The 21,435-nt window shown below is 73.5% G+C and carries 24 protein-coding genes; 14 read left to right on the top strand and 10 right to left on the bottom strand.

Going from position 1 to position 21,435, the window contains the following annotated elements; genetic code table 11:
* Positions 1-33: 33 nt before the first annotated feature.
* On the top strand, positions 34-933 hold the full coding sequence (locus ACZ4VL_RS35900) for a LysR substrate-binding domain-containing protein (protein WP_468208743.1): 900 nt from the start codon (positions 34-36) through the stop codon (positions 931-933).
* Positions 934-961: 28 nt separating this feature from the next.
* Here the strand turns inward: ACZ4VL_RS35900 and ACZ4VL_RS35895 are convergent, their stop codons facing one another.
* Entirely contained in the window at positions 962-1,447 is a 486-nt protein-coding gene (locus ACZ4VL_RS35895) for a pyridoxamine 5'-phosphate oxidase family protein (protein ID WP_468208771.1), read from the bottom strand.
* 80 nt (positions 1,448-1,527) lie between these two features.
* Here ACZ4VL_RS35895 and ACZ4VL_RS35890 point away from each other — a divergent pair, with 80 nt between their 5' ends.
* The 8 genes from ACZ4VL_RS35890 (at position 1,528) to ACZ4VL_RS35855 (ending at position 8,329) form a co-directional block, all read left to right on the top strand.
* Positions 1,528-2,202, top strand: a complete 675-nt coding sequence (locus tag ACZ4VL_RS35890; RefSeq protein ID WP_468208740.1) for an isochorismatase family protein — start codon at positions 1,528-1,530, stop codon at positions 2,200-2,202.
* Between the two features lie 18 nt (positions 2,203-2,220).
* Entirely contained in the window at positions 2,221-3,072 is an 852-nt protein-coding gene (locus tag ACZ4VL_RS35885; RefSeq protein WP_468208738.1) for a HipA family kinase, read from the top strand.
* Positions 3,069-3,452 carry a DUF3037 domain-containing protein gene (locus tag ACZ4VL_RS35880; RefSeq protein ID WP_468208735.1) on the top strand — a complete coding sequence of 128 codons (384 nt, stop codon included), beginning with the start codon at positions 3,069-3,071 and terminating at the stop codon, positions 3,450-3,452. Before ACZ4VL_RS35885 ends, ACZ4VL_RS35880 begins: the two co-directional genes overlap by 4 nt.
* 141 nt (positions 3,453-3,593) lie before the next feature.
* Complete coding sequence (fabG, locus tag ACZ4VL_RS35875) at positions 3,594-4,355, top strand: 3-oxoacyl-ACP reductase FabG (RefSeq protein WP_468208732.1); 762 nt, start codon at positions 3,594-3,596, stop codon at positions 4,353-4,355.
* Positions 4,356-4,374: 19 nt separating this feature from the next.
* Positions 4,375-5,136 (top strand): SDR family oxidoreductase, encoded by a 762-nt coding sequence (locus tag ACZ4VL_RS35870; protein ID WP_468208730.1) that lies wholly within the window; start codon positions 4,375-4,377, stop codon positions 5,134-5,136.
* Between the two features lie 146 nt (positions 5,137-5,282).
* Positions 5,283-6,872, top strand: coding sequence for an ABC transporter substrate-binding protein (locus ACZ4VL_RS35865; protein ID WP_468208727.1), 1,590 nt, complete (start codon positions 5,283-5,285; stop codon positions 6,870-6,872).
* Between the two features lie 126 nt (positions 6,873-6,998).
* Entirely contained in the window at positions 6,999-7,667 is a 669-nt protein-coding gene (locus ACZ4VL_RS35860) for a uracil-DNA glycosylase (protein ID WP_468208769.1), read from the top strand.
* A 95-nt stretch (positions 7,668-7,762) separates the two neighbouring features.
* Entirely contained in the window at positions 7,763-8,329 is a 567-nt protein-coding gene (locus tag ACZ4VL_RS35855; protein ID WP_468208766.1) for a hypothetical protein, read from the top strand.
* Between the two features lie 72 nt (positions 8,330-8,401).
* On the opposite strand, the gene ACZ4VL_RS35850 is transcribed toward ACZ4VL_RS35855, so the two are convergent.
* Entirely contained in the window at positions 8,402-8,956 is a 555-nt protein-coding gene (locus ACZ4VL_RS35850; protein WP_468208724.1) for a hypothetical protein, read from the bottom strand.
* Between the two features lie 112 nt (positions 8,957-9,068).
* The gene (locus ACZ4VL_RS35845; RefSeq protein ID WP_468208763.1) at positions 9,069-9,587 is read right to left on the bottom strand and encodes a DinB family protein; all 519 of its coding nucleotides are present in this window, start codon (positions 9,585-9,587) and stop codon (positions 9,069-9,071) included.
* Between the two features lie 89 nt (positions 9,588-9,676).
* Here ACZ4VL_RS35845 and ACZ4VL_RS35840 point away from each other — a divergent pair, with 89 nt between their 5' ends.
* Positions 9,677-10,582: a Gfo/Idh/MocA family protein gene (locus tag ACZ4VL_RS35840; RefSeq protein ID WP_468208722.1), complete on the top strand. Its 906-nt coding sequence runs from the start codon at positions 9,677-9,679 to the stop codon at positions 10,580-10,582.
* Here ACZ4VL_RS35840 and lnt read toward each other — a convergent pair.
* The 5 genes from lnt to ACZ4VL_RS35815 all read right to left on the bottom strand — a co-directional run bounded on the left by lnt (position 10,506) and on the right by ACZ4VL_RS35815 (position 14,678).
* A complete protein-coding gene (lnt, locus tag ACZ4VL_RS35835; protein WP_468208719.1) occupies positions 10,506-12,149 on the bottom strand; it encodes an apolipoprotein N-acyltransferase in 1,644 nt (547 codons plus the stop codon). The two genes, ACZ4VL_RS35840 and lnt, sit on opposite strands and share 77 nt — an antisense overlap.
* A gap of 43 nt (positions 12,150-12,192) precedes the next feature.
* Positions 12,193-12,663: a nuclear transport factor 2 family protein gene (locus ACZ4VL_RS35830; protein ID WP_468208717.1), complete on the bottom strand. Its 471-nt coding sequence runs from the start codon at positions 12,661-12,663 to the stop codon at positions 12,193-12,195.
* 69 nt (positions 12,664-12,732) lie between these two features.
* Positions 12,733-12,909: a hypothetical protein gene (locus ACZ4VL_RS35825; RefSeq protein WP_360637197.1), complete on the bottom strand. Its 177-nt coding sequence runs from the start codon at positions 12,907-12,909 to the stop codon at positions 12,733-12,735.
* Between the two features lie 124 nt (positions 12,910-13,033).
* Positions 13,034-13,906 carry an undecaprenyl-diphosphate phosphatase gene (locus ACZ4VL_RS35820; RefSeq protein WP_468208714.1) on the bottom strand — a complete coding sequence of 291 codons (873 nt, stop codon included), beginning with the start codon at positions 13,904-13,906 and terminating at the stop codon, positions 13,034-13,036.
* A gap of 46 nt (positions 13,907-13,952) precedes the next feature.
* Positions 13,953-14,678 (bottom strand): TVP38/TMEM64 family protein, encoded by a 726-nt coding sequence (locus tag ACZ4VL_RS35815; protein ID WP_468208712.1) that lies wholly within the window; start codon positions 14,676-14,678, stop codon positions 13,953-13,955.
* 434 nt (positions 14,679-15,112) lie between these two features.
* On the opposite strand from ACZ4VL_RS35815, the gene tuf reads away from it, so the two are divergent.
* From tuf to ACZ4VL_RS35800, 3 genes are all read left to right on the top strand, one after another.
* Positions 15,113-16,294, top strand: coding sequence for an elongation factor Tu (gene tuf, locus ACZ4VL_RS35810; RefSeq protein ID WP_468208709.1), 1,182 nt, complete (start codon positions 15,113-15,115; stop codon positions 16,292-16,294).
* An 81-nt stretch (positions 16,295-16,375) separates the two neighbouring features.
* Positions 16,376-17,236, top strand: a complete 861-nt coding sequence (locus ACZ4VL_RS35805; RefSeq protein WP_468208707.1) for a patatin-like phospholipase family protein — start codon at positions 16,376-16,378, stop codon at positions 17,234-17,236.
* 179 nt (positions 17,237-17,415) lie between these two features.
* The gene (locus tag ACZ4VL_RS35800; RefSeq protein WP_468208762.1) at positions 17,416-18,207 is read left to right on the top strand and encodes a spermidine synthase; all 792 of its coding nucleotides are present in this window, start codon (positions 17,416-17,418) and stop codon (positions 18,205-18,207) included.
* A 77-nt stretch (positions 18,208-18,284) separates the two neighbouring features.
* On the opposite strand, the gene ACZ4VL_RS35795 is transcribed toward ACZ4VL_RS35800, so the two are convergent.
* Positions 18,285-19,592, bottom strand: a complete 1,308-nt coding sequence (locus ACZ4VL_RS35795) for an MFS transporter (RefSeq protein ID WP_468208704.1) — start codon at positions 19,590-19,592, stop codon at positions 18,285-18,287.
* Positions 19,593-19,670: 78 nt separating this feature from the next.
* Positions 19,671-20,732 carry a DUF8017 domain-containing protein gene (locus ACZ4VL_RS35790; RefSeq protein WP_468208702.1) on the bottom strand — a complete coding sequence of 354 codons (1,062 nt, stop codon included), beginning with the start codon at positions 20,730-20,732 and terminating at the stop codon, positions 19,671-19,673.
* A 96-nt stretch (positions 20,733-20,828) separates the two neighbouring features.
* Between ACZ4VL_RS35790 and ACZ4VL_RS35785 the strand changes: the two genes are divergently transcribed.
* Positions 20,829-21,281, top strand: a complete 453-nt coding sequence (locus ACZ4VL_RS35785; RefSeq protein WP_361097729.1) for a DUF4442 domain-containing protein — start codon at positions 20,829-20,831, stop codon at positions 21,279-21,281.
* The last annotated feature ends 154 nt before the right edge of the window (positions 21,282-21,435 follow it).

Genomic DNA, 21,435 nt, shown 5'->3' with positions numbered 1-21,435 from the left:
ATTATTTTGGGGCGACGGCGTAGCATCGCTTACATGTTGAACCTGGAGCGCCTGCGCACCCTGGACGCCCTCGCCCGCCACGGCTCCGTGAGCGGTGCGGCCGACGGACTGCACGTCACCACCTCCGCGGTGTCCCAGCAGATGGCCAAGCTGGAGCGCGAGATCGGCCAGCCGCTGCTGGCCAAGAACGGGCGCGGGGTCCGCCTCACGGACGCCGGGCGGCTCCTCGCCGACCACGCGGCCCGGATCCTCTCCCAGGTGGAGGTGGCCCAGGCCGACGTCGAGGCGCAGCGCGGCCGGGCCGTCGGCGAACTGCGGATCGGGGCGTTCCCCACGGCGATGCGCGGCCTGCTGCCCGGGACGCTGACCGCGCTGGCCGCCGCCCACCCCGGCCTGCGGTCCCTGGTGCGCGAGCAGGAGCCGGAGGAGAGCATGGCCGCGGTCGTGCGCGGCGACCTCGACCTGGCCCTGGCCATCGACTGGCACAACAAGCGGATGGCGGTGCCGGCCGAACTCGCCCGCGCCCACCTCCTGGACGACGCCTGCGACATCGCGGTGCCCGTCGGCCACCCGCTGGCCGACCGGTCGCGCATCTCCCTCGGCGAGTTCGCCGCCGACGAGTGGATCTCCTGGAACGAGGGCCAGTTCTGCCACGAGTGGCTCGTCTACACCCTGCGCGGTCTCGGGGTGGAGCCGCGCATCCGGCACATCGCCGAGGAGCACCACACCCAGCTGGCCTTCGTCGAGGCCGGGCTCGGGGTGTGCGTGACCCCGCGGCTCGGGCGCGGTCCGGTGCCCCCGGGCGTGCGCCTGCTCCCGGTGGCCGAGGCCGTCCGCCGGCACGTCTACGTGGTCTGGCGGGCCGACGCCGACCGGCGGCCCTCGATCCGGGCCGCGGTCGACGCCCTCGTCGAGGCCGCTGCGGGGCTCTGAGGCGGCGTACGGGCTCCGCGCGCGGCCCCTACAGCTTGCGGAAGTCCCAGGAGACCACCGCGTCCGGGGCGAGGCGGATCCAGGCGTGCCGCCCGTCGTGCGGCATCTCCGCGATCCCGAAGTTCTTGGCCGGGAAGATCCGCTCCACCTCCGCCAGCTCCGGGCACGGTCCGCCCGTACGCGGAGCCTCGCCGACGAAGACGGCGCGGCCCGACAGCTCGACCCCGCGCAGCTCCCCGTACGCCTCGCCCGCGTCCACGACCACCGAGATCCGCGGGTCCCGGCGCAGGTCGGACCAGCGGCGGCTGCGCGTGAGCGAGTACAGCCACAGCGCGGTGCCGTCCCAGGCGAACCACAGGGCGCCCACGTGCGGGCGACCGTCCGGCGAGACGGTCGCCACCCGGCAGGTGCGCTGCTCGCGCAGGAAGGCGTCCACCTCCTCGTCCGTCATCATGATCCGGCGGCCCCGCCGCTGGGTCGCGCGTGCGCCGTCCGTCCGCTCCATGCCTTCCATCCGTACCACACCCACCCCTTCACATCTGACTGTGTGTCAGGAATCATGCGGGCTCGTCGGCCGCCACGCCAGGGGGAGCCATGACCCGACCCGATCCCGCCGGGGGAGCCGGTCCCGCCGGGGGAGCCGGTCCCGCCACCGGTGCCGGTCCCGGTACCGCAACCACCGCGCTGCTCACCGTCGAGTGTCAGAACGGCGTCGTCGGCGAGGAGAGCGCCCTGCCCGAACTGGCCGAGGAGGCCCGGGACTCGGGGATGCTGGAGCGGGTTGCCGCGCTGGTGGACGCCGCGCACGCGGCGGGCGTACAGGTGCTGCACGCCGTCGCCGAACGGCGCCCGGACGGCCGCGGGGCCAGTGCCAACGCCCGGCTGTTCCGGGCCGCGGGCCGGCTCCCGGTGCGCCAGCTGTCCGGGAGCCGGGCGGTCCGGATCGCGCCGCCCATCCGGGTCGCCGAGGAGGACCTGGTGGTACGCCGCCTGCACGGCCTCTCGCCGCTGGCCGGGACCGACGTGGACGCCCTGCTGCGCAACCTCGGCGTCCGCACCCTCGTCGTCGCCGGCGTCTCCTCCAACATCGCGATCCCGAACACCGTCTTCGACGCCGTCAACCTCGGCTACCGGGTCGTGGTCCCCGTCGACGCCATCGCCGGAGTGCCCGCCGCCTACACCGCGGAGGTGGTCCGCAACTCGCTCTCCCTGGTCGCCGAGCTGACCACCGCCGCCGCGCTGACAAATGCGTGGGCCCCACCGCGTTGACCGCCGTAACCTGGGCGGATGCTGTCCGAAGTGATCGCGACCCGCTACGTCACGCCCCTGCGTGAGGGCGGCTCGCTTCCCGGGATCGTCGAGGCCGACGACCTCGGGACCTACGTCATGAAGTTCACCGGAGCCGGCCAGGGCCGCAAGACCCTGGTCGCCGAGGTCATCTGCGGCCGTCTGGCCCAGCGGCTGGGCCTGCGGGTGCCGCGCCTGGTGCAGATGCAGCTCGATCCCGTCATCGGGCTCGGCGAGCCCGACCAGGAGGTGCAGGAGCTGCTGAAGGCCAGCGGCGGCCTCAACCTCGGGATGGACTACCTGCCCGGCTCCCTCGGCTTCGACCCGCTCGCCTACCAGGTCGACCCGGTCGAGGCCGGCCGCGTGGTCTGGTTCGACGCCCTCGTCAACAACGTCGACCGGTCCTGGCGCAACCCGAACATGCTGGTCTGGCACGGCGACCTGTGGCTCATCGACCACGGCGCCACCATGATCTGGCACCACAACTGGCCCACCGCGCAGAGCGCCGCGGCCAAGCCCTACAACGCCTCCGACCACGCCCTGGCCCCCGCCGGCCCCGACTTCGTGGCGGCCGCCGCCGAGCTCGCGCCCCTGGTCACCGAGGAGCTGCTGACCGAGGTGGCCGCCGACGTACCCGACGAGTGGCTGGTCGACGAGCCCGGCTTCGACTCGCCCGACGCGGTGCGACGCGCCTACGTGGCGGCCCTGCTGCCGCGCGCGGCCGTGATCCACGAGAGGATCTCCATGGAGCCGCAGGTGAAGGCCCCGCAGAAGCCGCCGGGCTGGCTGACCGATCACCTCACCGAGTGGCCCCACAAGACCAGGACCAAGCAGAAGAGCGGCAACGAGTGACCAAGCGGGACGTGTTCGAGTACGCGCTGGTGCGCGTGGTGCCCCGGGTGGAGCGCGGCGAGTGCTTCAACGCCGGAGTGATCGTCTACTGTCGGGCGCGCTCGTACGTCGCCGCGCGCACCCACCTCGACGAGGCGAAGCTCCTCGCGCTGGACCCGCAGGCCGACGTGACCGGCGTACGGGCGGCGCTGCGCGGGGTCGAGGGCGTGTGCAGCGGCGGTGAGCAGGCCGGCCAGGCGGCGGGCGACGACGCGGGCCGCCGGTTCCGCTGGCTGATCGCGCCGCGCAGCACGGTGGTGCAGCCGGGTCCGGTGCACACCGGGCTGACGGCCGACCCCGGGGCCGAAGTGGAACGGCTGCTCGACCTGTTGGTGCGCTGATCCGTTCGACCCCGGGACCCCCGGGCCCGGCGCCGTTGACACCGGGTGCCGGGGCTCCTAGCGTCTCCTCAGCTGAAGCTACTAAGCGGTTGCTCACCAAGGGCGACCGCCCAGAGGATTCCAAGGGCGAGGAGATCCAGCATGTCCACCACCGAGCAGCGCGTCGCCGTCGTGACCGGGGCGGCCCGGGGCATCGGCGCGGCCACCGCCGTGCGCCTGGCCGCCGAGGGCCGGGCGGTCGCCGTACTCGACCTCGACGAGGCGGCCTGCAAGGACACCGTCGAGGCCATCACCCGCGCCGGCGGCAAGGCCCTCGCGGTCGGCTGCGACGTATCGGACGCGGCGCAGGTGGAGGCGGCCGTCGAGCGCGTCGCGAGCGAGCTGGGCGCCCCGACCATCCTGGTCAACAACGCCGGTGTGCTGCGCGACAACCTGCTGTTCAAGATGAGCGACACCGACTGGGACACCGTCATGAACGTGCACCTGCGCGGTGCGTTCCTGATGGCGAGGGCCTGTCAGAAGCACATGGTGGACGCCAAGTTCGGCCGCATCGTCAACCTCTCCAGCAGCTCGGCCCTCGGCAACCGCGGCCAGCTCAACTACTCCGCCGCCAAGGCGGGGTTGCAGGGCTTCACCAAGACCCTGGCCATCGAGCTCGGCAAGTTCGGCGTCACCGCCAACGCCGTCGCCCCCGGCTTCATCGCCACGGAGATGACCGCCCAGACGGCGGCCCGGGTCGGCATGGGCTTCGAGGACTTCCAGGCCGCCGCGGCCACCCAGATCCCGGTGCAGCGCGTCGGCAACCCGGACGACATCGCCAACGCGATCGCCTTCTTCACGGGCGAGGCCGCGGGCTTCGTCTCCGGCCAGGTCCTGTACGTGGCCGGCGGCCCGCTCAACTGACGAGGGGCGGGACGCGGTCATGGCGTACGAAGGAACGGACAGCGGCAGGGTCGCGCTGATCACCGGCGCCAGCCGGGGCATCGGCTACGGCATCGCCGAGGCGCTGGTGGCCCGGGGCGACCGGGTGTGCATCACCGGCCGCAGCGAGGACGCGCTGAAGGAGGCCGTCGAGCGGCTCGGCGCGGACCGGGTGATCGGCGTCGCCGGCAAGGCGCACGACGAGGGCCACCAGGCCGTCGCCGTCGAGCGCACGATGGAGGCCTTCGGGCGGGTCGACTTCCTGATCAACAACGCGGGCACCAACCCGGTCTTCGGTCCGATCGCGGACCTGGACCTGAACGTCGCCCGCAAGGTCTTCGAGACCAACGTGATCTCCGCGCTGGGATTCGCCCAGCGCACCTGGCACGCCTGGCAGAAGGACAACGGCGGCGCGATCGTGAACATCGCCTCGATCGCCGGCGTCTCCGCCTCGCCCTTCATCGGCGCCTACGGGATGAGCAAGGCCGCCATGGTCAACCTCACCCTGCAGCTCGCGCACGAGATGGCACCGGGTGTCCGGGTCAACGCGATCGCTCCGGCGGTGGTGAAGACCAGGTTCGCGCAGGCGCTCTACGAGGGCCGGGAGGCGGAGGCCGCCGCGGCCTATCCGCTCGGCCGCCTGGGGGTTCCGGCGGACATCGGTGGAGCTGCGGCATTTCTGACCTCTGCACAAGCGGAATGGATCACCGGCCAAACTCTGGTCGTCGACGGAGGAATGTTCCTCAATGCCGGGGTTCACTGATCGATAATCGGACGTATTTGCCTCCCGCCGGGAGGCAAATACGTATCGAACTTGCGCGAAATCGGTCAAGTGTCACACCAAACCTACCCATTGGATTTGTGACGCACTGCGCTAGGGTTTGCCGCACCCCTGGCAGATCGAGGAGCGTGCACGTGTCCAACCGGACCAGAAGCCTGCAGATCACTGCGGCCCTTGCGTCCATATCCCTGCTCGCCGGATGCGGCATGCTTTCCGACGACAGCAAAGACGCCGAGAAGAGAATCGTCGTCGGCACGACGAGCGCCCCGAGCACCCTCGATCCGGCCGCCGCGTGGGACGGCTCCTGGGAGCTGTACCGCAACGTCTACCAGACCCTGCTGGCGTTCCCCACGGGCTCGTCCAAGCCCCAGCCGGACGCCGCCCAGAACTGCGAGTTCACCGATGCCGCGAACGAGTCGTACCGCTGCACCCTGCGCAAGGGCCTGAAGTTCTCCAACGGCGAGGCGCTCGACGCCAAGGCCGTCAAGTACTCGCTCGACCGCATCCGGACCATCGGCTCCAAGGTCGGCCCGAAGGACCTCTTCGGCAGCCTCGACAAGATCGAGACCCCCGACGCGCAGACCGTCGTCTTCCACCTGAAGACGCCCGACGCCACCTTCCCCTTCGTCCTCGGCTCGCCCGCCGCCTCGCTGGTCGCGCCCAAGGACTACCCGGCCGACAAGGTCCGCGAGGACGGCAAGATCACCGGCTCCGGCCCGTACCTGCTCGACTCGTACAAGGAGGGCAGCGAGGCCGTCCTCGGCAAGAACGCCGGCTACAGCGGCTTCGCGAACCGCCGCAACGACGGCGTCACCATCCGCTACTTCGCCGACGCCACCCAGATGGTCTCCGCGTTGAAGAACAAGGAGATCGACGCCACCTACCGAGGCCTGTCGGCCCCGCAGATCAAGGACCTGCAGTCGCCCGCCGCCCACGCGCAGGGCGTCCAGGTCGTCGAGAACGTCGGCGCCGAGATCCGCTACCTGGTGTTCAACCCCCAGGACCCCAACGTCAACAAGCTCCCGGTGCGCCAGGCGATCGCGCAGCTCATCGACCGCGGGGCGCTCGTCTCCAAGGTCTACCAGGGCACCGCCGAGCCCCTGTACTCGATGGTCCCCAAGGGTGTCGTGGGTCACAAGACGCCCTTCTACGACAAGTACGGCCAGTCCGACGTCGCCAAGGCCAAGAAGATCCTCAAGGACGCCGGGATCAACCAGCAGGTCGAGCTGACCTTCTGGTACACCACCGACCGCTACGGCGCCTCCACGGCCGACGAGTTCACCGAGATCAAGCGCCAGCTCGACGAGAGCGGCCTGTTCAAGGTCACCCTGCGCAGCCAGCCCTGGAAGACCTTCCAGGAGGGCTACAAGAGCGGCCAGTACCCGATCTTCGGCCGAGGCTGGTTCCCCGACTTCCCGGACCCGGACAACTTCATCGCGCCGTTCGTCGGCAAGGAGAACGCGGTCGGTACCCCGTACGAGCCCGCCGAGATCCTCACCGACCTGCTGCCCAAGTCCCGCCGCGAGGGCGACCGCGCCGCCGGCGTCCAGCAGTTCGAGCGCGCGCAGCAGATCTTCGCCGAGGACGTCCGGCTGCTGCCGCTGTGGCAGGGCAAGCTGTACGTCGCCGCGCGCGAGGACATCGCGGGCGGTGAGCGGGCCCTGGACCCGCAGACCGTCTTCCAGATGTGGGAGCTGTACCGCAAGACCAGCTGGTAGTCGCTGCGCCGGGGTCTTCGGACCCCGGCGGGTGAAGCGTTGTCAGTGGGCACCGGTAGGTTCTTGAGCTGTCGCACCACGCAGTTGCGCAGACTTGTACTACCGGAGGTTGTCGCCGTGACCCAGATGCTGCCCGAGTCCTGGCTCCCCGTCCTCGGCGAGGAGCTGGAACAGCCCTACTTCAAGGAGCTCATCGAGTTCGTCGAGAAGGAGCGGGCGAACGGGCCGGTCTACCCGCCCCGCGAGCAGGTCTTCGCGGCCCTCGAGGCCACCCCCTTCGAGAAGGTGAAGGTCCTGGTCCTCGGCCAGGACCCCTACCACGGCGCCGGCCAGGGCCACGGCCTCTGCTTCTCCGTCCGGCCGGGCGTCAAGACGCCGCCGTCGCTGCGCAACATCTACAAGGAGATGCACGCGGAGCTCGGCACGCCCGTCCCGGACAACGGCTACCTGATGCCGTGGGCCGAGCAGGGCGTCCTGCTGCTCAACGCGGTGCTCACCGTCCGTGAGGGCGAGGCCAACTCGCACAAGGGCAGGGGCTGGGAGAAGTTCACCGACGCGGTGATCCGCGCGGTGGCCGACCGCCCGGACCCGGCCGTCTTCGTGCTGTGGGGCGCCTACGCGCAGAAGAAGCTCCCGCTGATCGACGAGGAGCGCCACGTGGTCGTCAAGGGCGCCCACCCGTCCCCGCTGTCGGCGAAGAAGTTCTTCGGCTCCCAGCCCTTCACGCAGATCAACGAGGCCGTCGCCGCCCAGGGCCATGAGCCGATCGACTGGCGGATCCCGGACCTGGGCTGAGCCCCGACCGCGCCTCGGCGCCACGGGCGGCACCTCCGGCTAGCGTCGTGAGGATCAGACCGGAGCAGGTCTGGCAGACCCAGCCGGAGGCCGCAGTGACCGAGCAGCAGGAGGCGTCGGAGGACGCCGTCATGACCCGGATCGGCCAGGCGGTCATCCTGCTGCACGCCGGGGACCGTGAGGAGGCCCGCAACCGGCTCCGCGACCTGTGGACCGAGCTCGGCGAGGACGCCGCCGGCCTGCACCGGTGCACCCTCGCGCACTACATGGCCGACGCCCAGGACGACCCCGCCGACGAGCTGGCCTGGGACCTGCGCGCCCTGACCGCCGCCTGCGGGCCGCGGGACGGGCCGCAGCCGGAGCAGGGGGTCGGGCCGGAGCCGGGGGAGGGACCCGGACAGGAGCCGGCAGAAGGGCCGGATCCGGCCGTGCGGGTGCTCTACCCCTCCCTCCACCTGAGCCTCGCCGCCGACTACCTGAAGCTGCAGCGCCCCGAGGAGGCGCGGGTCCACCTGGCCCGGGCCTGGGCCGCCGCCGGGGTGCTCCCGGACGACGGCTACGGCTACGGCGACGGCGTACGGGCCGCCCTGACGCGTCTGGAACGGCTGCTCGCCGGGAACCCGGGCGGGGAGCCCAGACCGTTCCCGGAGCAGCACCCCTGACGCCCGCCGGACCCGCCGGGAGCCCGGGGCCGCGCGGGGCGGCGGTAGGGACGTGCAGGGGACGTGCGGGTGTCAGCCGCGGACTCCCTCGCAGATCCGGGCCTCGGCGCTGTCCGAGGCCCAGCGGCCGTGCTTGCGGCCCATCGCGCACACGTCGGCGGGCCGGACGGGCAGCTTGTCCGCCAGCCCGCGTGCCACCCCGGTCTTCGGGTCCAGCGCATCGGGGCGGTTCGACTGGCTCCCCGACGCCGGCTTCGCGGCCCCGCGCGGCTCGGGGATGTCCGGGACCGGCGGTACGGCCTTCGGGGCCTCCCCGGCGGCCGCTGCGACCGCTGCCGCCGGGCCCGCAGGGGCGACCGGAGGCCGGCCGTGCCCCGCGGCCGTGGCCGCCGGCCGCGCGGACTGCTCCGGCAACGCCTCGAGCGCCTCCAGGGCAGGTGCCTGGACCTCCACCGGAGCCGTCCCCGGGCCACCGCGCGCCTCGTGCTGCGGGGCGGCGCCCCGCGTGGTTCCGGGAGCGCCCGCCGGCTGCACCGGGGCGGGGGTCACATTCACACAGCCGGACACCGCCGAGACGGCGCAGGCGACGGAGAGCAGCAGCTTCGTCGTGGTTCGGGTTGGGTGCACTCGGGCAACTCTGCTGTGCGAGGACCCCGTTGCGGAAACCCGGAGCCGATATTCACTCCGCACGGGTGACGCCGCGTCCCCCGGACACCCCCGCCCCCGGCCCGGACCGGCGTCAGTCGCCGGTGGCGCCGTCGATCTGCTCGCGCAGGAGATCCGCGTGGCCGTTGTGGCGGGCGTACTCCTCGATCATGTGGGTGTAGACCCAGCGCAGGCTGAACCCCTCGCCCCGGTGGTGGCTCTCCGGCTTCGACATCAGGTCCAGCGAACGGCCCGCCGCGGCCTCCCGGGCCAGCTCCACCTCGGCCCGCCACACCCGCTCCGCCTCGGCGAAGGTGTCCTGCGCGGTGAAGTGGAAGTCGCCGTCCCGGTCCTCCCGGGTGCTGTACAGGTCGGGCAGGTCCTCGCCCAGCATGATCTCCCGGAACCAGTACCGCTCCACCTCCGCCATGTGCCGGACGAGGCCCATCAGGCTCAGTTCGGAGGGCGGCAGCGGCATGCGGCGCAGCTCCTCCTCCCCGAGGCCCTCGCACTTCCAGGCGAGGGTGGCGCGGTGGTAGTCCAGCCAGCCCTCCAGCATCGCGCGCTCGTCGGCGGAGGTGGAGGGCTCGGTGCGGTGTGATCCCGAAGTCATCGTCATGGCCGCCATCCTCGGGCCAACCGGCGGGTCTCCACCAGGGATTAAGCTGCGGGGGTCCACGAGATAACACCTGGAGGTCCGCGGTGAAGGTCGGCGTCATCGGACTGGGCGACATCGCGCAGAAGGCGTACCTGCCCGTGCTCACGGCCCGGCCCGGCCTGGAGCTGCACCTGCAGACCCGTACCCCCGCCACCCTGGAGCGGGTCGCGGAGGGCCACCACGTCCCGGCGGAGCGCCGCCACACCGATCTCGACGCCCTGCTGGCCGAGGGCCTCGGAGCGGCGTTCGTGCACGCCCCGACCGACGTCCACCCCGAGATCGTCGCCCGGCTGCTCGAGGCCGGCGTGCCGACGTACGTGGACAAGCCGCTGGCCTACGAGATCGACGACTCGCGGCGCCTGGTGGAGCTCGCCGAGGCGCGCGGAGTCCCGCTCGCCGTGGGCTTCAACCGCCGCCACGCGCCCGGGTACGCCCAGTGCGTCGAGCACCCGCGCGACCTGATCGTCCTGCAGAAGAACCGGGTGGGGCTGCCCGAGGACCCGCGGACCCTCGTCCTCGACGACTTCATCCACGTCGTGGACACCCTGCGCTTCCTGCTGCCCGGCGAGGCCGACCACGTCGACGTCCGGGCCCGGGTCCGGGACGGGCTGATGGACCAGGTCGTGCTGCAGTTGTCCGGGCCCGGCTTCACCGCGCTCGGGATCATGAACCGGCGGTCCGGGTCGGCCGAGGAGGTCCTGGAGGTGTCCGGGCAGGACACCAAGCGGCAGGTCGTGAACCTCGCCGAGGTCATCGACCACCGCGGTCAGCCGACCGTGCGCCGCCGCGGCGACTGGGTGCCCGTGGCCCGCCAGCGCGGCATCGAGCAGGCCGTCGACACCTTCCTGGAGGCCGTCGCGGCCGGGAAGGCGGTCAGCGCCCGGGACGCCCTGCTGACCCACGAGCTGTGCGAGCGGGTGGTGCTGGCCGCTCTGGAGCAGGCCTCCTGAGCCGCAGCGAACGGATCCCCTCGGCGGCGCAGTACACCGCGAGCAGCGCGAGGCCGACCCCCACCGGCCAGTCGCCGAAGCGGACGTAGGGCGTCGTGCCGCGGGCGAGCGGGACCTCGTACACCCGGGCCGTGCTCGCCGAGACGGGCAGCGGCGGGCCGATCCGCGCGCCGGCGGGGCCGTAGACGGAGCTGATGCCGGTGAGGGTGGCGTGCACCACCGGGCGGCCGGTCTCCGCGGCGCGCAGCGCGCCGAGCGAGGCGTGCTGGGCCGGGGCCCAGCTGCTCTGGAAGGTGGAGGTGGCCGACTGGGTGACGAGCAGACCGGCCCCGTCGCGGACGAGGCGGCGGCTCATGTCGGGGAAGGCCGACTCGAAGCAGACCAGCGGGCCGATCCGCATCCCGGCCGGCCCGCCCGGCAGCTCCATCAGCACCGGGGCCGCGCCGCTGCGCCGGTCCTCGCCCGCGGCCCGGCCGACCGAGGTGGCCCAGCCGAGCAGGGACCGGGCCGGGACGTACTCGCCGAACGGGACCAGGCGCATCTTGTCGTACCGGTCGCCCGTCGGACCGCGCGGGCCGACCAGCACGGAGCTCTTGAAGATGCCCTCCCCGCCGCTCCCGCCCACGGCCGGGCGCCCCGGCGCGGCTGCGGCCGCGGTCGCCGGGCGCGGGGCCGCCGGTTGCCGGGCGTCGACGTTGACCAGCAGCGGAGCCCCCACTTCCGCGGACAGTGCGGCCAGCCGCCGGGACAGGTCCGGGCGGGCCGCCAGGTCCGCGCCGACGCTGCTCTCCCCCCACACCACCAGGTCCAGCGGCCTGCCGGCCAGGGTCCGGGTCAGCCGCTCCCCGGCGGCGAAGCGCCGCTCCGCGCTGTCGGGGCCGTCCGCCACCACGCCCGGCTGGACGACGGCCACCCGGAGCAGGCCCGAGGCCTCCGGCCGCGGCAGCCACAGCCACACGGCCCCCGTCAGCACCGCGCACCCCGCGAGCCCGGCCAACGCCGGGACCCGGGCACGGGGCACCGCGATCAGCAGCATCACCGCGCAGTTCACCGCCACCACCAGCAGGCTCACCAGCCACACCCCGCCCACCGAAGCGAGTCGCAGTACCGGCGGCACCTGCCACTGGCTCGCCCCCAGCAGCCCCCACGGCCCGCCCAGCCCCTGCCAGGACCGGGCCAGCTCCGACAGCAGCCAGCCCGCGGGGACGAGCACCAGGGCGGCCGCCGCCCGACCCGGCCCGGGGGTCCCGCCGAGCAACTCGCGCACCAGCAGCGCCCAGGGGATACAGAGCAGGCCCAGCAGGGCCGCGATCGGCAGCAGGAACACGTGCAGGCTGGGCAGCAGCCAGTGGTGCACGGCCACGATGAACCCGGCGCCGCCCAGCCAGCCCTCCCAGGCCGCCCGTCGCCCGGTCGGCGCCGACCTCAGCAGCAGCATCCAGGGCACGAGGGCGACGTACGCCCACCACCACAGGGCGGGGGCGGGGAAGGCGAGGCACGGCAGCGCCCCCGCGGCGGTCGCCGCGGCCGCACGCCAGTACCGGGTACGCCTCGGGACCGTGACCATGAGCGCCTCCGCTTCCAGTGTGGGACAGGGCCCTCCCGGCCGCTCACGCGGAGACATGGCGCCACTTCTCGTGCACGGTGACCCCGGTCAGCCGCCAGCCGTCGCGAGGAGTGCGGGCCAGGGCGAAGGTGTAGCGGCCGGCGGCGACGAAGTTCGGGACGGTCACGGGCCCGCCGGCGCCGCTGCCGTCGAGCCGCATCGGGTTGACGAAATCGGCCAGGACCTCGGCCCGGTCGGCGGCCCAGCCGCCGGCGTCGGCCAGCCGGACCAACCGGTTGACGATCAGGTGCTGGCGCACCGGGAACAGCTGCATGGCCTCCGCGAGCCAGTCCGCCACCTCCTCGGCCGGGCCCTCGATGCCGCCGGCCGAGCTGTAGTCGGCGCGCCCGCCGGGCGCGAAGAGTGCGCGGTACGCCGCCCAGTCGCCGTCGTCCACGGCCCTCGCGTACCCCGTGACCACCTCGTCGATCGCCAGCCGGTCCATGACCGAGGCGAGATCCACACGCTGCGTCATCGGGTCAGTGTGGGGGCGCCGGGCGGCCAGGCCAAGGGGCGTGCGCCGGCCAGTCCGACCGGGCCGCGGTCAGTGGCCGGAATACGGCTCCCGTTGCCGGACCACGACCAGGAACGCGTCGCTGGCCAGGTCCATCACCACCTCGGCGGGCACGCCCTCGCGCATCCGCTGGGCGGCGTACTCCTCGGCGGGCCAGCTCCCCCTCGGGCTCCCCGCCGGGAACCGCTCCAGCACCACTCGTCCCATGGGGCACCCCCTGCTGCTCGGCTTCGGGACTATGACACTCTTCGGGCACAACGACGCGAAGGCCGCCCGGGAACGTTCCCGGGCGGCCTGGCGGTTCACGCGAAGCGGTGAGCGCGGGGGCGTCCTAGCCCGCCGACTCGGCGGCGTGGGGGCTCAGCACGCCCATGCTGACGAGGACGAACAGCAGGATGCCCAGCAGGATGCGGTAGATCACGAAGGGCATGAAGCTCTTGGTGGTGATGAACTTCATGAACCAGGCGATGACGGCGTAGCCGACGGCGAAGGCGATGACCGTCGCGAAGATCGTCTGGCCCCAGGAGACGGGACCCTCGCCGATGTGCTTCAGCTCCAGTCCGCCGGAGGCCAGCACGGCCGGGATGGCGAGGAGGAAGGAGTAGCGGGCGGCGGCTTCGCGGGTGAAGCCCATCAGCAGACCACCGGAGATCGTCGCACCGGACCGGGAGACGCCCGGGACCAGCGCCATGGCCTGGCACACACCGAAGATCAGGCCGTCCCTGACGCCCAGCTCGCGCAGGGTCTTGCGCTCGCGGACGGCGCGGTGCCGGCCGCCCTCCTCGTCCCGGGCCGCCAGCCGGTCGGCGGCACCGAGCACGACGCCCATGACGATCAGAGTGGTGGCGGTCAGCCGCAGGTCGCGGAAGGGGCCCTCGATCTGGTCCTTGAACAGCAGGCCCAGCACGCCGATCGGGATCGAGCCGACGATCACCAGCCAGCCCATCTTGGCGTCCTGCTCGGCACGCAGCGACTTCGTGTACAGCGAGCGGAACCAGGTGGAGACGATCTTCGCGATGTCCTTGCGGAAGTAGATCAGCACGGCGGCCTCGGTGCCGATCTGGGTGATCGCCGTGAAGGCCGCGCCCGGGTCCTCCCAGCCGGCGAACGCCGCGGTCAGCCGGAGATGGGCGCTGGAGGAGATCGGGAGGAACTCCGTAAGCCCCTGGACGAGACCGAGGATTAGGGATTCGAACCAGCTCATCGGGGTGCGTTCGTCCTTGTGATCGTCGGGAAGTTCGGGTCCGATGCTAGGGCCCGTGGGACGCGGCTCCGACCACAGGGGGGTGCTCGTGCAGCGGTCCCCGATCCGCGGTCCGTGCCGGGCGCGCGAGCCGGTGCCGCTTGCGCCATCCGACGACGGCAGCCGCCACCAGGGACGCGGCGATGAATCCGAACGAGAGGAGGAAGGCCGGCGAGCCCGGCGACGAGGCGCTGGCCCCGGCGACGACGTACGCCGCGGTGTTCGGCACGACGCCGATCGCGGTGGCGGCCAGGAACGGCAGCCAGCCGCAACGGGAGACCGCGGCGCAGTAGTTGGCAGCCGCGAACGGCAGTCCGGGGAAGATCCGGACCGCCAGCATCGAGCGGAAGCCGTGCCGGGCCAGCTGGTCGTCGGCCGCGAGCAGCCAGCGCCCCCGCAGCAGCGGGCGCAGTGCGTCCTGACCCATGGCCCGGCCCAGGCCGAAGGAGATCCCGGCTCCCAGGACCGAGCCGGCCACCGCGGCGGCCAGGCCGAACGGGATGCCGAACAACGCCCCGGCGGCCAGGTTCAGCAGCGGCCGCGGCACGAGGGCCGCGGTGCCCAGACCGTACGCGCCCGCGAACATCAGTGCCGCCGCGCCCACCGGCAGCCCGGGCGGCCACCCCTCCGACAGGATGCGCTGGGGCTCGAACAGCAGCACGCACACGCCGGACGCGAGCAGCAGCACGACGAGCAGCGACAGCCGGGTCCACGGCGCCAGGAGGAGGGACATCCGGGGAGGGTATCCGACGTATGCGGCGCCCCACCGTAATCCAGGCCTCATGCGGAGGAACGACCGGCGTCCGCCGCGGCCCCGCGCAGCGCCTCCCGGGGGTGATCGGCCCTCCTGGAAGAGGTCCCCGTCGTCCCGGAATTCAACGGAAGTTCATTCGACGGAAATTCGTTCGACGTGGGCGCGGCCGGTGCGGCAGCATCTGCCCCATGTCCCGGTACGCCTCCCCCGCAGCGCCGTCCGCAGTCGCGGACGCGCCGGAGGCTGCCGTCCTGCTCTTCGAGGCACCGGCCTTCGCCGCGGTCGACGGCGCACGAAGCTGACCCTTCCCGGACAGTCCGGCGGACCCCGCAGGGGGAGGGTCGGCCGGCCCCAGGGGTCCCGTGCCGGCTTCGGCCGGCCGCAGCAGCGCCATGTACACGGGAAGGGACATCATGGCCAAGACGGCCTTCGTGCGCACCAAGCCGCACCTCAACATCGGCACCATGGGTCACGTCGACCACGGCAAGACCACCCTCACCGCCGCCATCACCAAGGTCCTCGCCGACCGGGGCGGCGCCTCCTACGTGCCCTTCGACCGCATCGACCGGGCGCCGGAGGAGGCCCGGCGCGGCATCACGATCAACCTCGCGCACGTCGAGTACGAGACCGACACCCGGCACTACGCCCACGTCGACATGCCCGGCCACGCCGACTACGTCAAGAACATGGTCACCGGCGCCGCCCAGCTCGACGGGGCGATCCTCGTCGTCTCCGCGCTCGACGGGGTCATGCCGCAAACCGCCGAGCACGTGCTCCTCGCCCGGCAGGTCGGCGTCGACCACATCGTCGTCGCCCTCAACAAGGCCGACGCCGGGGACCCCGAGCTGACCGACCTGGTCGAGCTGGAGGTCCGGGAGCTGCTCACCGCCCACGGCTACGGCGGGGACGGCGCACCGGTCGTACGGGTCTCCGGGCTCGGGGCGCTCGACGGCGACCCGCGGTGGACCGGGGCGATCGAGGCGCTGCTGGACGCGGTGGACACGTACGTCCCGATGCCGGTGCGGTACACGGACGCGCCGTTCCTGATGCCGGTGGAGAACGTGCTGACCATCACCGGGCGCGGGACCGTCGTGACCGGATCCGTCGAGCGCGGGCGGGTGCGCCCCGGCGACCGGGTCAGCGTCCTCGGCGGCGACGGCGAGCCGGTGGAGACCGTGGTCATCGGCCTGGAGACCTTCGGCAAGCCGATGGAGTCCGCCGAGGCCGGGGACAACGTGGCGCTGCTGCTGCGCGGGGTGCCGCGCGACGGGGTGCGCCGCGGGCAGGTGGTCGCCGCGCCCGGCAGCGTGGACCCGAGGCGGCGCTTCACCGCGCAGGTGTACGTGCTGTCCGCGCGGGAGGGCGGGCGCACCACCCCGCTGTCGACCGGGTACCGGCCGCAGTTCTACATCCGCACCGCCGACGTGGTCGGTGACGTGGACCTGGGCGCGGCCGCGGTGGCCCGGCCGGGCGACACGGTCGCCATGACCGTCGAGCTCGGCCGGGACGTGCCGCTGGAGGCGGGGCTCGGCTTCGCGATCCGCGAGGGCGGGCGGACGATCGGCGCGGGGACGGTGACGACGGTCCTCGACTGAGGCGCCCCGGCCTGGTGGCGGCGGTCCCGGTACGCCAGACTGCCGTCACCACAGGGCGTGACACGAGGAGGCGCGGACGGCATGGGCGGCACGGGCGGCGCAGGCACGGCACTGGTGCTCGGCGGCGGAGGGCTGACCGGCATCGGCTGGGAGTCCGGGATCCTGTACGGGCTCGCGCGGGCGGGCGTGGACCTGTTCGGCGCCGACCTGGTCGTCGGCACCTCCGCGGGCTCGCTCGTCGGGGCCCAACTGGCCTCCGGCCGGCTCACCCCGCGCGAGCTGTACGAGCGCCAGCTCGCCGACCCCGCGGGCGAGCCCGTGGCCCGGTTCGGCGGCGGGCTCGTCGCCCGGTACGCGCTGGCGATGCTCCGCTCGCGGGACGGGGCCGCCTACCGCAGGCGCGTCGGGGGGATGGCCCTGGCCGCCGACACGGGCGAGGAGGCGGAGCGGCGCGAGGTGATCGCGGCCCGGCGGGTCTCGCACGAATGGCCCGCCGGGCGACGGCTCGTGGTCACCGCGGTCGACGCGCTCAGCGGCGAACTCGCCGCCTTCGACCGGGACAGCGGCACCGGCCTGGTGGACGCCGTCTCGGCGAGCTGCGCGGTGCCCGGGGTGTGGCCGCCGGTGACGGTCGGGGAGCGCCGCTACATCGACGGCGGGATGCGCTCCGCGGCCAACGCGGACCTCGCCGCGGGCTGCGACCGGGTGGTCGTCCTCGCCCCGATGACCCTGGGTTCCGGGCACGTCCCCGCGCCGGCCGCCCAGGCGGCGCGGCTGCGGGAGGCGGGCGCCCGGGTGTTGCTGATCACCCCGTCCGCCGAGGCCCGCAAGGCCTTCGGGCGCAATGTCCTGGACCCGGCACGACGGGCCCCGGCGGCCCGGGCCGGTCTCGCCCAGGCCGCGCTGCACGCCGCCGAGGCCGCCGCGGTGTGGGCGGGCTGACGGCGCGTACGGGGGCATCCGGCCGGCGGGCCGGGGCCCGGGTGCGGGAACGGCGGCCCGGGTGCGGGCCGCCGTACGGGCCCTCGTACGGGCGGGCCGTGCGGCTGCCGGACAATGGTGCGGTGAGCGAGGAACAGATCCCGGTGATCCGGGCCGTGGGCCAGGGCACCGCCAAACTGATGCCGGACGTGGACCGGGACCGGGCCTGGCTGCTGACCGTCGACGGGGCCCCGCAGTCGTACGTGGACCTCGACGATCCGGAGCACCTGGAGTTCGAGTACGCACGCCGCCTCGCCCACGTCCTGGACTGTGCCGCGGAGCCCGGCGCCGCCCTGGACCTGCTGCACCTCGGCGGCGGCGCGCTGATGCTGCCCCGGTACGCGGCGGCGACCCGGCCGGGCTCCCGGCAGACCGTCGTGGAGTTCGACGCGGCCCTCGTGGGCCTGGTCGAGGAGCACCTGCCGCTCCCGCCCGGGTCCGGGGTCACGGTGCACGCGGCGGACGCACGGGCCTGGCTGGAGGGCGCGGCCCCGGCGGGCGCGGACGTGATCGTGGCCGACGTGTTCGGCGGCTCGCGGGTGCCGGCCGCGCTGACCTCCCTGGAGTACGCGCGGGAGGCGGCGCGGGTCCTGCGACCGGGCGGGCTCTACGCGGCGAACCTGGCCGACGGGGCGCCGTTCGACTTCCTCCGCGGCCAGCTCGCCACCTTCCGCGCCGTGTTCGGGCAGGTCGCCCTCGTCGCGGAGCCGGGCGTGCTGCGCGGGCGCCGCTTCGGCAACGCCGTGCTGCTCGCCGCCGACCGGGAGCTGCCGGTCGGGGCCCTGGCCCGGCGGTGCGCGGCCGACGCCTTCCCCGCACGGGTGGTGGCCGGCGCGGAGCTGGACCGGTTCGTGCGCGGGGCCGCGCCGGTGGTCGACGCCGAAGCCGCGGGCTCCCCCGAGCCGCCCGACGGGGCGTTCGGCATCGGCTGAGCCCGCCCGACGGGGCGGCACCGGCCGAGGCCGCCCGCGCGGGCCCGACGTCCTGCCGCCGCCCGGCCGGGCCGGCCTCAGTGCTCCGCGGCGCTGGTTCCCGCGGCCGGGGACGCTGCCGGGACCCCGGCCGAGCCGGTCTTCGCGGACCCGGGCCCGCGCGTGAGCCGGCGGACGTCCGGGACGGCGAGGACCGCGGCCGTGACCGCCACGACCAGCGTGGCGCACCCCCACAGTGCGGCGGTGCGGCCGAAGGCCGACTCGACCGGCCCGGCCACGGCGGTGGCCAGCGGCAGCAGCGACACCGAGCCGAACCAGTCATAGGCGGAGACCCGGGAGAACTTCTCCGGCGGGATCTCCTGGTGCAGGGCCGTCATCCAGTTCACACCGAACACCTCGACGGCCGTGCCGCTCACGAACATCACCGCGCACAGGGCCCACACGGGCAGCGGCACCGCCAGCCCCGCCGACGGCAGCGCGAGCGGGAACACGCACAGGGTGCCCACCAACAGCAGCCGGCGCGGCTTCCACAGCATCATCAGCACGGCGCCGGCGATGGTGCCGACCCCGAAGAGGGAGAGGGCCAGGCCCCAGGGGGCGGGCCCGCCCAGCCGGTCGCGGGCCACGAGCGGTCCGTACACGGCGTCCGCCGCACCGACGACGGCGACGACCACGGAGAACTGGAGCACGATCCCCCACAGCCAGGGGCGGGTACGGACCTCCACCCAGCCCTCGCGCAGATCGGCCAGCAGGCCGCGGCTCGGCGCCGGAGCCGCGACCAGGCTCACGTCCAGGGCGGCGCGCAGCGCTCCGGCGAGGGCGAACGCGGCCGCGTCCACGGCGAGTACCCAGCCGGGCCCGAAGGCGGCGATCAGCGCGCCACCGAGGGCGGCTCCGCCGATGCCGGCGCCGTTCACGGCCATCCGGAAGAGGGCGAAGGCGCGGTTGGCGTGCCCGGCGGAGACGCTGGCGAACAGCATGCCCTCGGCGGCCGGGTTGAAGAAGGCCGTGCCGGTGCCGCAGAGCGCGGTGAGCAGCATCATCTGCCACAGCTGCGGGTCCCCGGCGAGGACGAGGACGGCGAAGGCGGCCTGAGACAGGCAGTTGAGGGCGTTGGCCGCGACCATCACGCGGTGGCGCGGCAGCCGGTCGGCGACCGCGCCGCCGATCAGCAGGAAGAGGACCAGCGGAAGCGTGCGGGCCGCCGCCACCAGGCCGACGTCCCCGGCCGATCCGCCCGCCTCCAGGACGGCGAACGCCGAGGCGATGAGCGCCCCCTGGCTGCCGAGGTTGGTGATGACGGCGGCAGCCGTGAGCAGCGTGTAGTTGCGCCCGGCCCCGTCGGGCCGGCGGCGGGGGACGGGGAGGGCGGTACGGGAGCGCACCCCCGGACTATCCCCGGCCCGGGCCGGGTAATCCAAATGGATTACCCGGCGGCCTTCCGGCCGGGGCCGGCGGACCGGCTACTGCTTGGGCAGCAGCCGGATGGAGCTGAGCATCTTCTCGTAGACGTCGGCGGCGACCTCGTCCTTGACGCCCGCCGCGCCGACCATCACGAAGCTGGCGAAGTCGCCCTCACCGTTCTTGAAGGCGAATCCGACCGCCTTGCCGTCGGAGGAGCACTTGTGCTCCTTCTTCACGTTGGGAGCGGTGGCGATCACCATGTGGCCCTTGAGGCCGGAGGCCGTCGTGTACTCCTTGGGGTCGGTCACCTTGACCGTTCCCTTGGGCTCCTGCTGGGCGTAGGCGGCCCAGACCCAGGTGCCCGTGTTGTCGGTCGCGACCTGCTGGGTGTCCTTGGCGCCCTGGGCGCCCTTGATGCCCGTGTCCGCGAGCGAGAACTTCTCCAGCCTGCCGTCCTTGTCCTTGTCGATCGTGCACCACTCCTCCTTGAGGGTTGCGGTGCCGGACATGGTGATGACGGGCTTGCCGTCCTTCTCGTCGGCGATCGAGATGGACACGCCGGCGTTGTTCACGTTCCAGTCGGCGGGCACGTCGTAGGCGGCGCTGTACTTCGTGTTGACCACGGTCTTCCAGCCCGGGATGACCGGCTTGACCTCACCGCCCGCGCGCGGGTTGTCGCTCGGGGAGGCCGGGGCCGGGGGCGTCTCCGGAGCCGAGGAGGCGGCGGCGGGCTTGTTGTTCTGTTCGTCGCCCTTGTCGTCCCGGGTGAGGACGAAGGCTCCGGTCGCCGCCGCGGCCACGACCACCGCGGACGCGGCGACGATGGCCACCGTCTTGGTGGAGAGCCCGCCGCCCCCGCCCCCGCCGCCGCTCGGCGGGGCCGGGACGGTCTGCTGGGGCTGGGTCCACGGCTGGGTCGGCGCCTGGTAGCCCGCCTGCGGGTACCCGTAACCCGGCTGTTGCTGGTACGGGTTGGGCTGTCCCGGCTGTCCCGGCTGTCCCGGCTGTCCCGGCTGTCCCGGCTGTCCCGGCTGTCCCGGCGGCTGCTGCTGGTACGGATTGTGTTGCGCGTCCTGAGGGTTCTGCTGTCCCCCGGGCGGCTGCTGCTGTCCTGGCCACATGGCCGGTAACGATAGTGGGAGTGGCCGACAGGGGCCACGGCCGCCCCCGTGACGGGTCTGGTCAAGGACACCTACTCGTGGGTAACATCGCCTGCCATGAGCGCAGACCAGATGAACGTGGGCGAACTGCTCGCCGCGACCGTGCCGATGGCCCGGACCCTGAACCTCGAGTTCCTGGAGACCACCCCCGAGCGCGCGGTCGTCCGCCTGCCCGACCAGCCGGACTACCACAACCACGTGGGCGGTCCGCACGCCGGCGCCATGTTCACCCTCGCCGAGTCCGCCAGCGGCGCCATCGTCCTGGCCGCCTTCGGCGACCAGCTCTCGCGCGCCGTGCCGCTCGCCGTGAAGGCCGAGATCGCCTACAAGAAGCTCGCCAAGGGCGTGGTCACGGCCACCGCCACGCTCGGCCGACCGGCCGCCGAGATCGTCGCCGAGCTCGACGCGGGCGGCCGTCCCGAGTTCCCGGTCACCATCGCCATCCAGCGCGACGACGAGGCCGTGACCGGCGAGATGACCGTCGTGTGGACCCTGCGCCCCAACGCATGACCACACGTTCCCCGGGGGAAGAGTGGGGGGGGGGGGGGGGGGGGGGGGGGGGGGCGGGGGGGGGGGGGGGGGGGGGGGGGGGGGGGGGGGGGGGGCGCTCGGTGTATCCTAAATTGTATCGGGCGTCGCCCTGCCCCGCCCCCCCGCCCCCTCC

The organism is Streptomyces sp. NPDC029014 (assembly GCF_055564695.1).
Note: the sequence above shows the minus strand (reverse complement) of the source record. Positions and strands in the feature narration are given on the sequence as shown.

Bases quoted from the DNA above. Each gene is read 5' to 3' on its own strand.
- ACZ4VL_RS35900 (WP_468208743.1), top strand. From the start codon at position 34: ATGTTGAACCTGGAGCGCCTGCGCACCCTGGACGCCCTCGCCCGCCAC.
- ACZ4VL_RS35895 (WP_468208771.1), bottom strand. From the start codon at position 1,447: ATGGAAGGCATGGAGCGGACGGACGGCGCACGCGCGACCCAGCGGCGG.
- ACZ4VL_RS35890 (WP_468208740.1), top strand. From the start codon at position 1,528: ATGACCCGACCCGATCCCGCCGGGGGAGCCGGTCCCGCCGGGGGAGCC.
- ACZ4VL_RS35885 (WP_468208738.1), top strand. From the start codon at position 2,221: ATGCTGTCCGAAGTGATCGCGACCCGCTACGTCACGCCCCTGCGTGAG.
- fabG (WP_468208732.1), top strand. From the start codon at position 3,594: ATGTCCACCACCGAGCAGCGCGTCGCCGTCGTGACCGGGGCGGCCCGG.
- ACZ4VL_RS35870 (WP_468208730.1), top strand. From the start codon at position 4,375: ATGGCGTACGAAGGAACGGACAGCGGCAGGGTCGCGCTGATCACCGGC.
- ACZ4VL_RS35860 (WP_468208769.1), top strand. From the start codon at position 6,999: ATGCTGCCCGAGTCCTGGCTCCCCGTCCTCGGCGAGGAGCTGGAACAG.
- ACZ4VL_RS35845 (WP_468208763.1), bottom strand. From the start codon at position 9,587: ATGACTTCGGGATCACACCGCACCGAGCCCTCCACCTCCGCCGACGAG.
- lnt (WP_468208719.1), bottom strand. From the start codon at position 12,149: ATGGTCACGGTCCCGAGGCGTACCCGGTACTGGCGTGCGGCCGCGGCG.
- ACZ4VL_RS35830 (WP_468208717.1), bottom strand. From the start codon at position 12,663: ATGACGCAGCGTGTGGATCTCGCCTCGGTCATGGACCGGCTGGCGATC.
- ACZ4VL_RS35825 (WP_360637197.1), bottom strand. From the start codon at position 12,909: ATGGGACGAGTGGTGCTGGAGCGGTTCCCGGCGGGGAGCCCGAGGGGG.
- ACZ4VL_RS35820 (WP_468208714.1), bottom strand. From the start codon at position 13,906: ATGAGCTGGTTCGAATCCCTAATCCTCGGTCTCGTCCAGGGGCTTACG.
- ACZ4VL_RS35815 (WP_468208712.1), bottom strand. From the start codon at position 14,678: ATGTCCCTCCTCCTGGCGCCGTGGACCCGGCTGTCGCTGCTCGTCGTG.
- tuf (WP_468208709.1), top strand. From the start codon at position 15,113: ATGGCCAAGACGGCCTTCGTGCGCACCAAGCCGCACCTCAACATCGGC.
- ACZ4VL_RS35805 (WP_468208707.1), top strand. From the start codon at position 16,376: ATGGGCGGCACGGGCGGCGCAGGCACGGCACTGGTGCTCGGCGGCGGA.
- ACZ4VL_RS35800 (WP_468208762.1), top strand. From the start codon at position 17,416: ATGCCGGACGTGGACCGGGACCGGGCCTGGCTGCTGACCGTCGACGGG.
- ACZ4VL_RS35790 (WP_468208702.1), bottom strand. From the start codon at position 20,732: ATGTGGCCAGGACAGCAGCAGCCGCCCGGGGGACAGCAGAACCCTCAG.
- ACZ4VL_RS35785 (WP_361097729.1), top strand. From the start codon at position 20,829: ATGAGCGCAGACCAGATGAACGTGGGCGAACTGCTCGCCGCGACCGTG.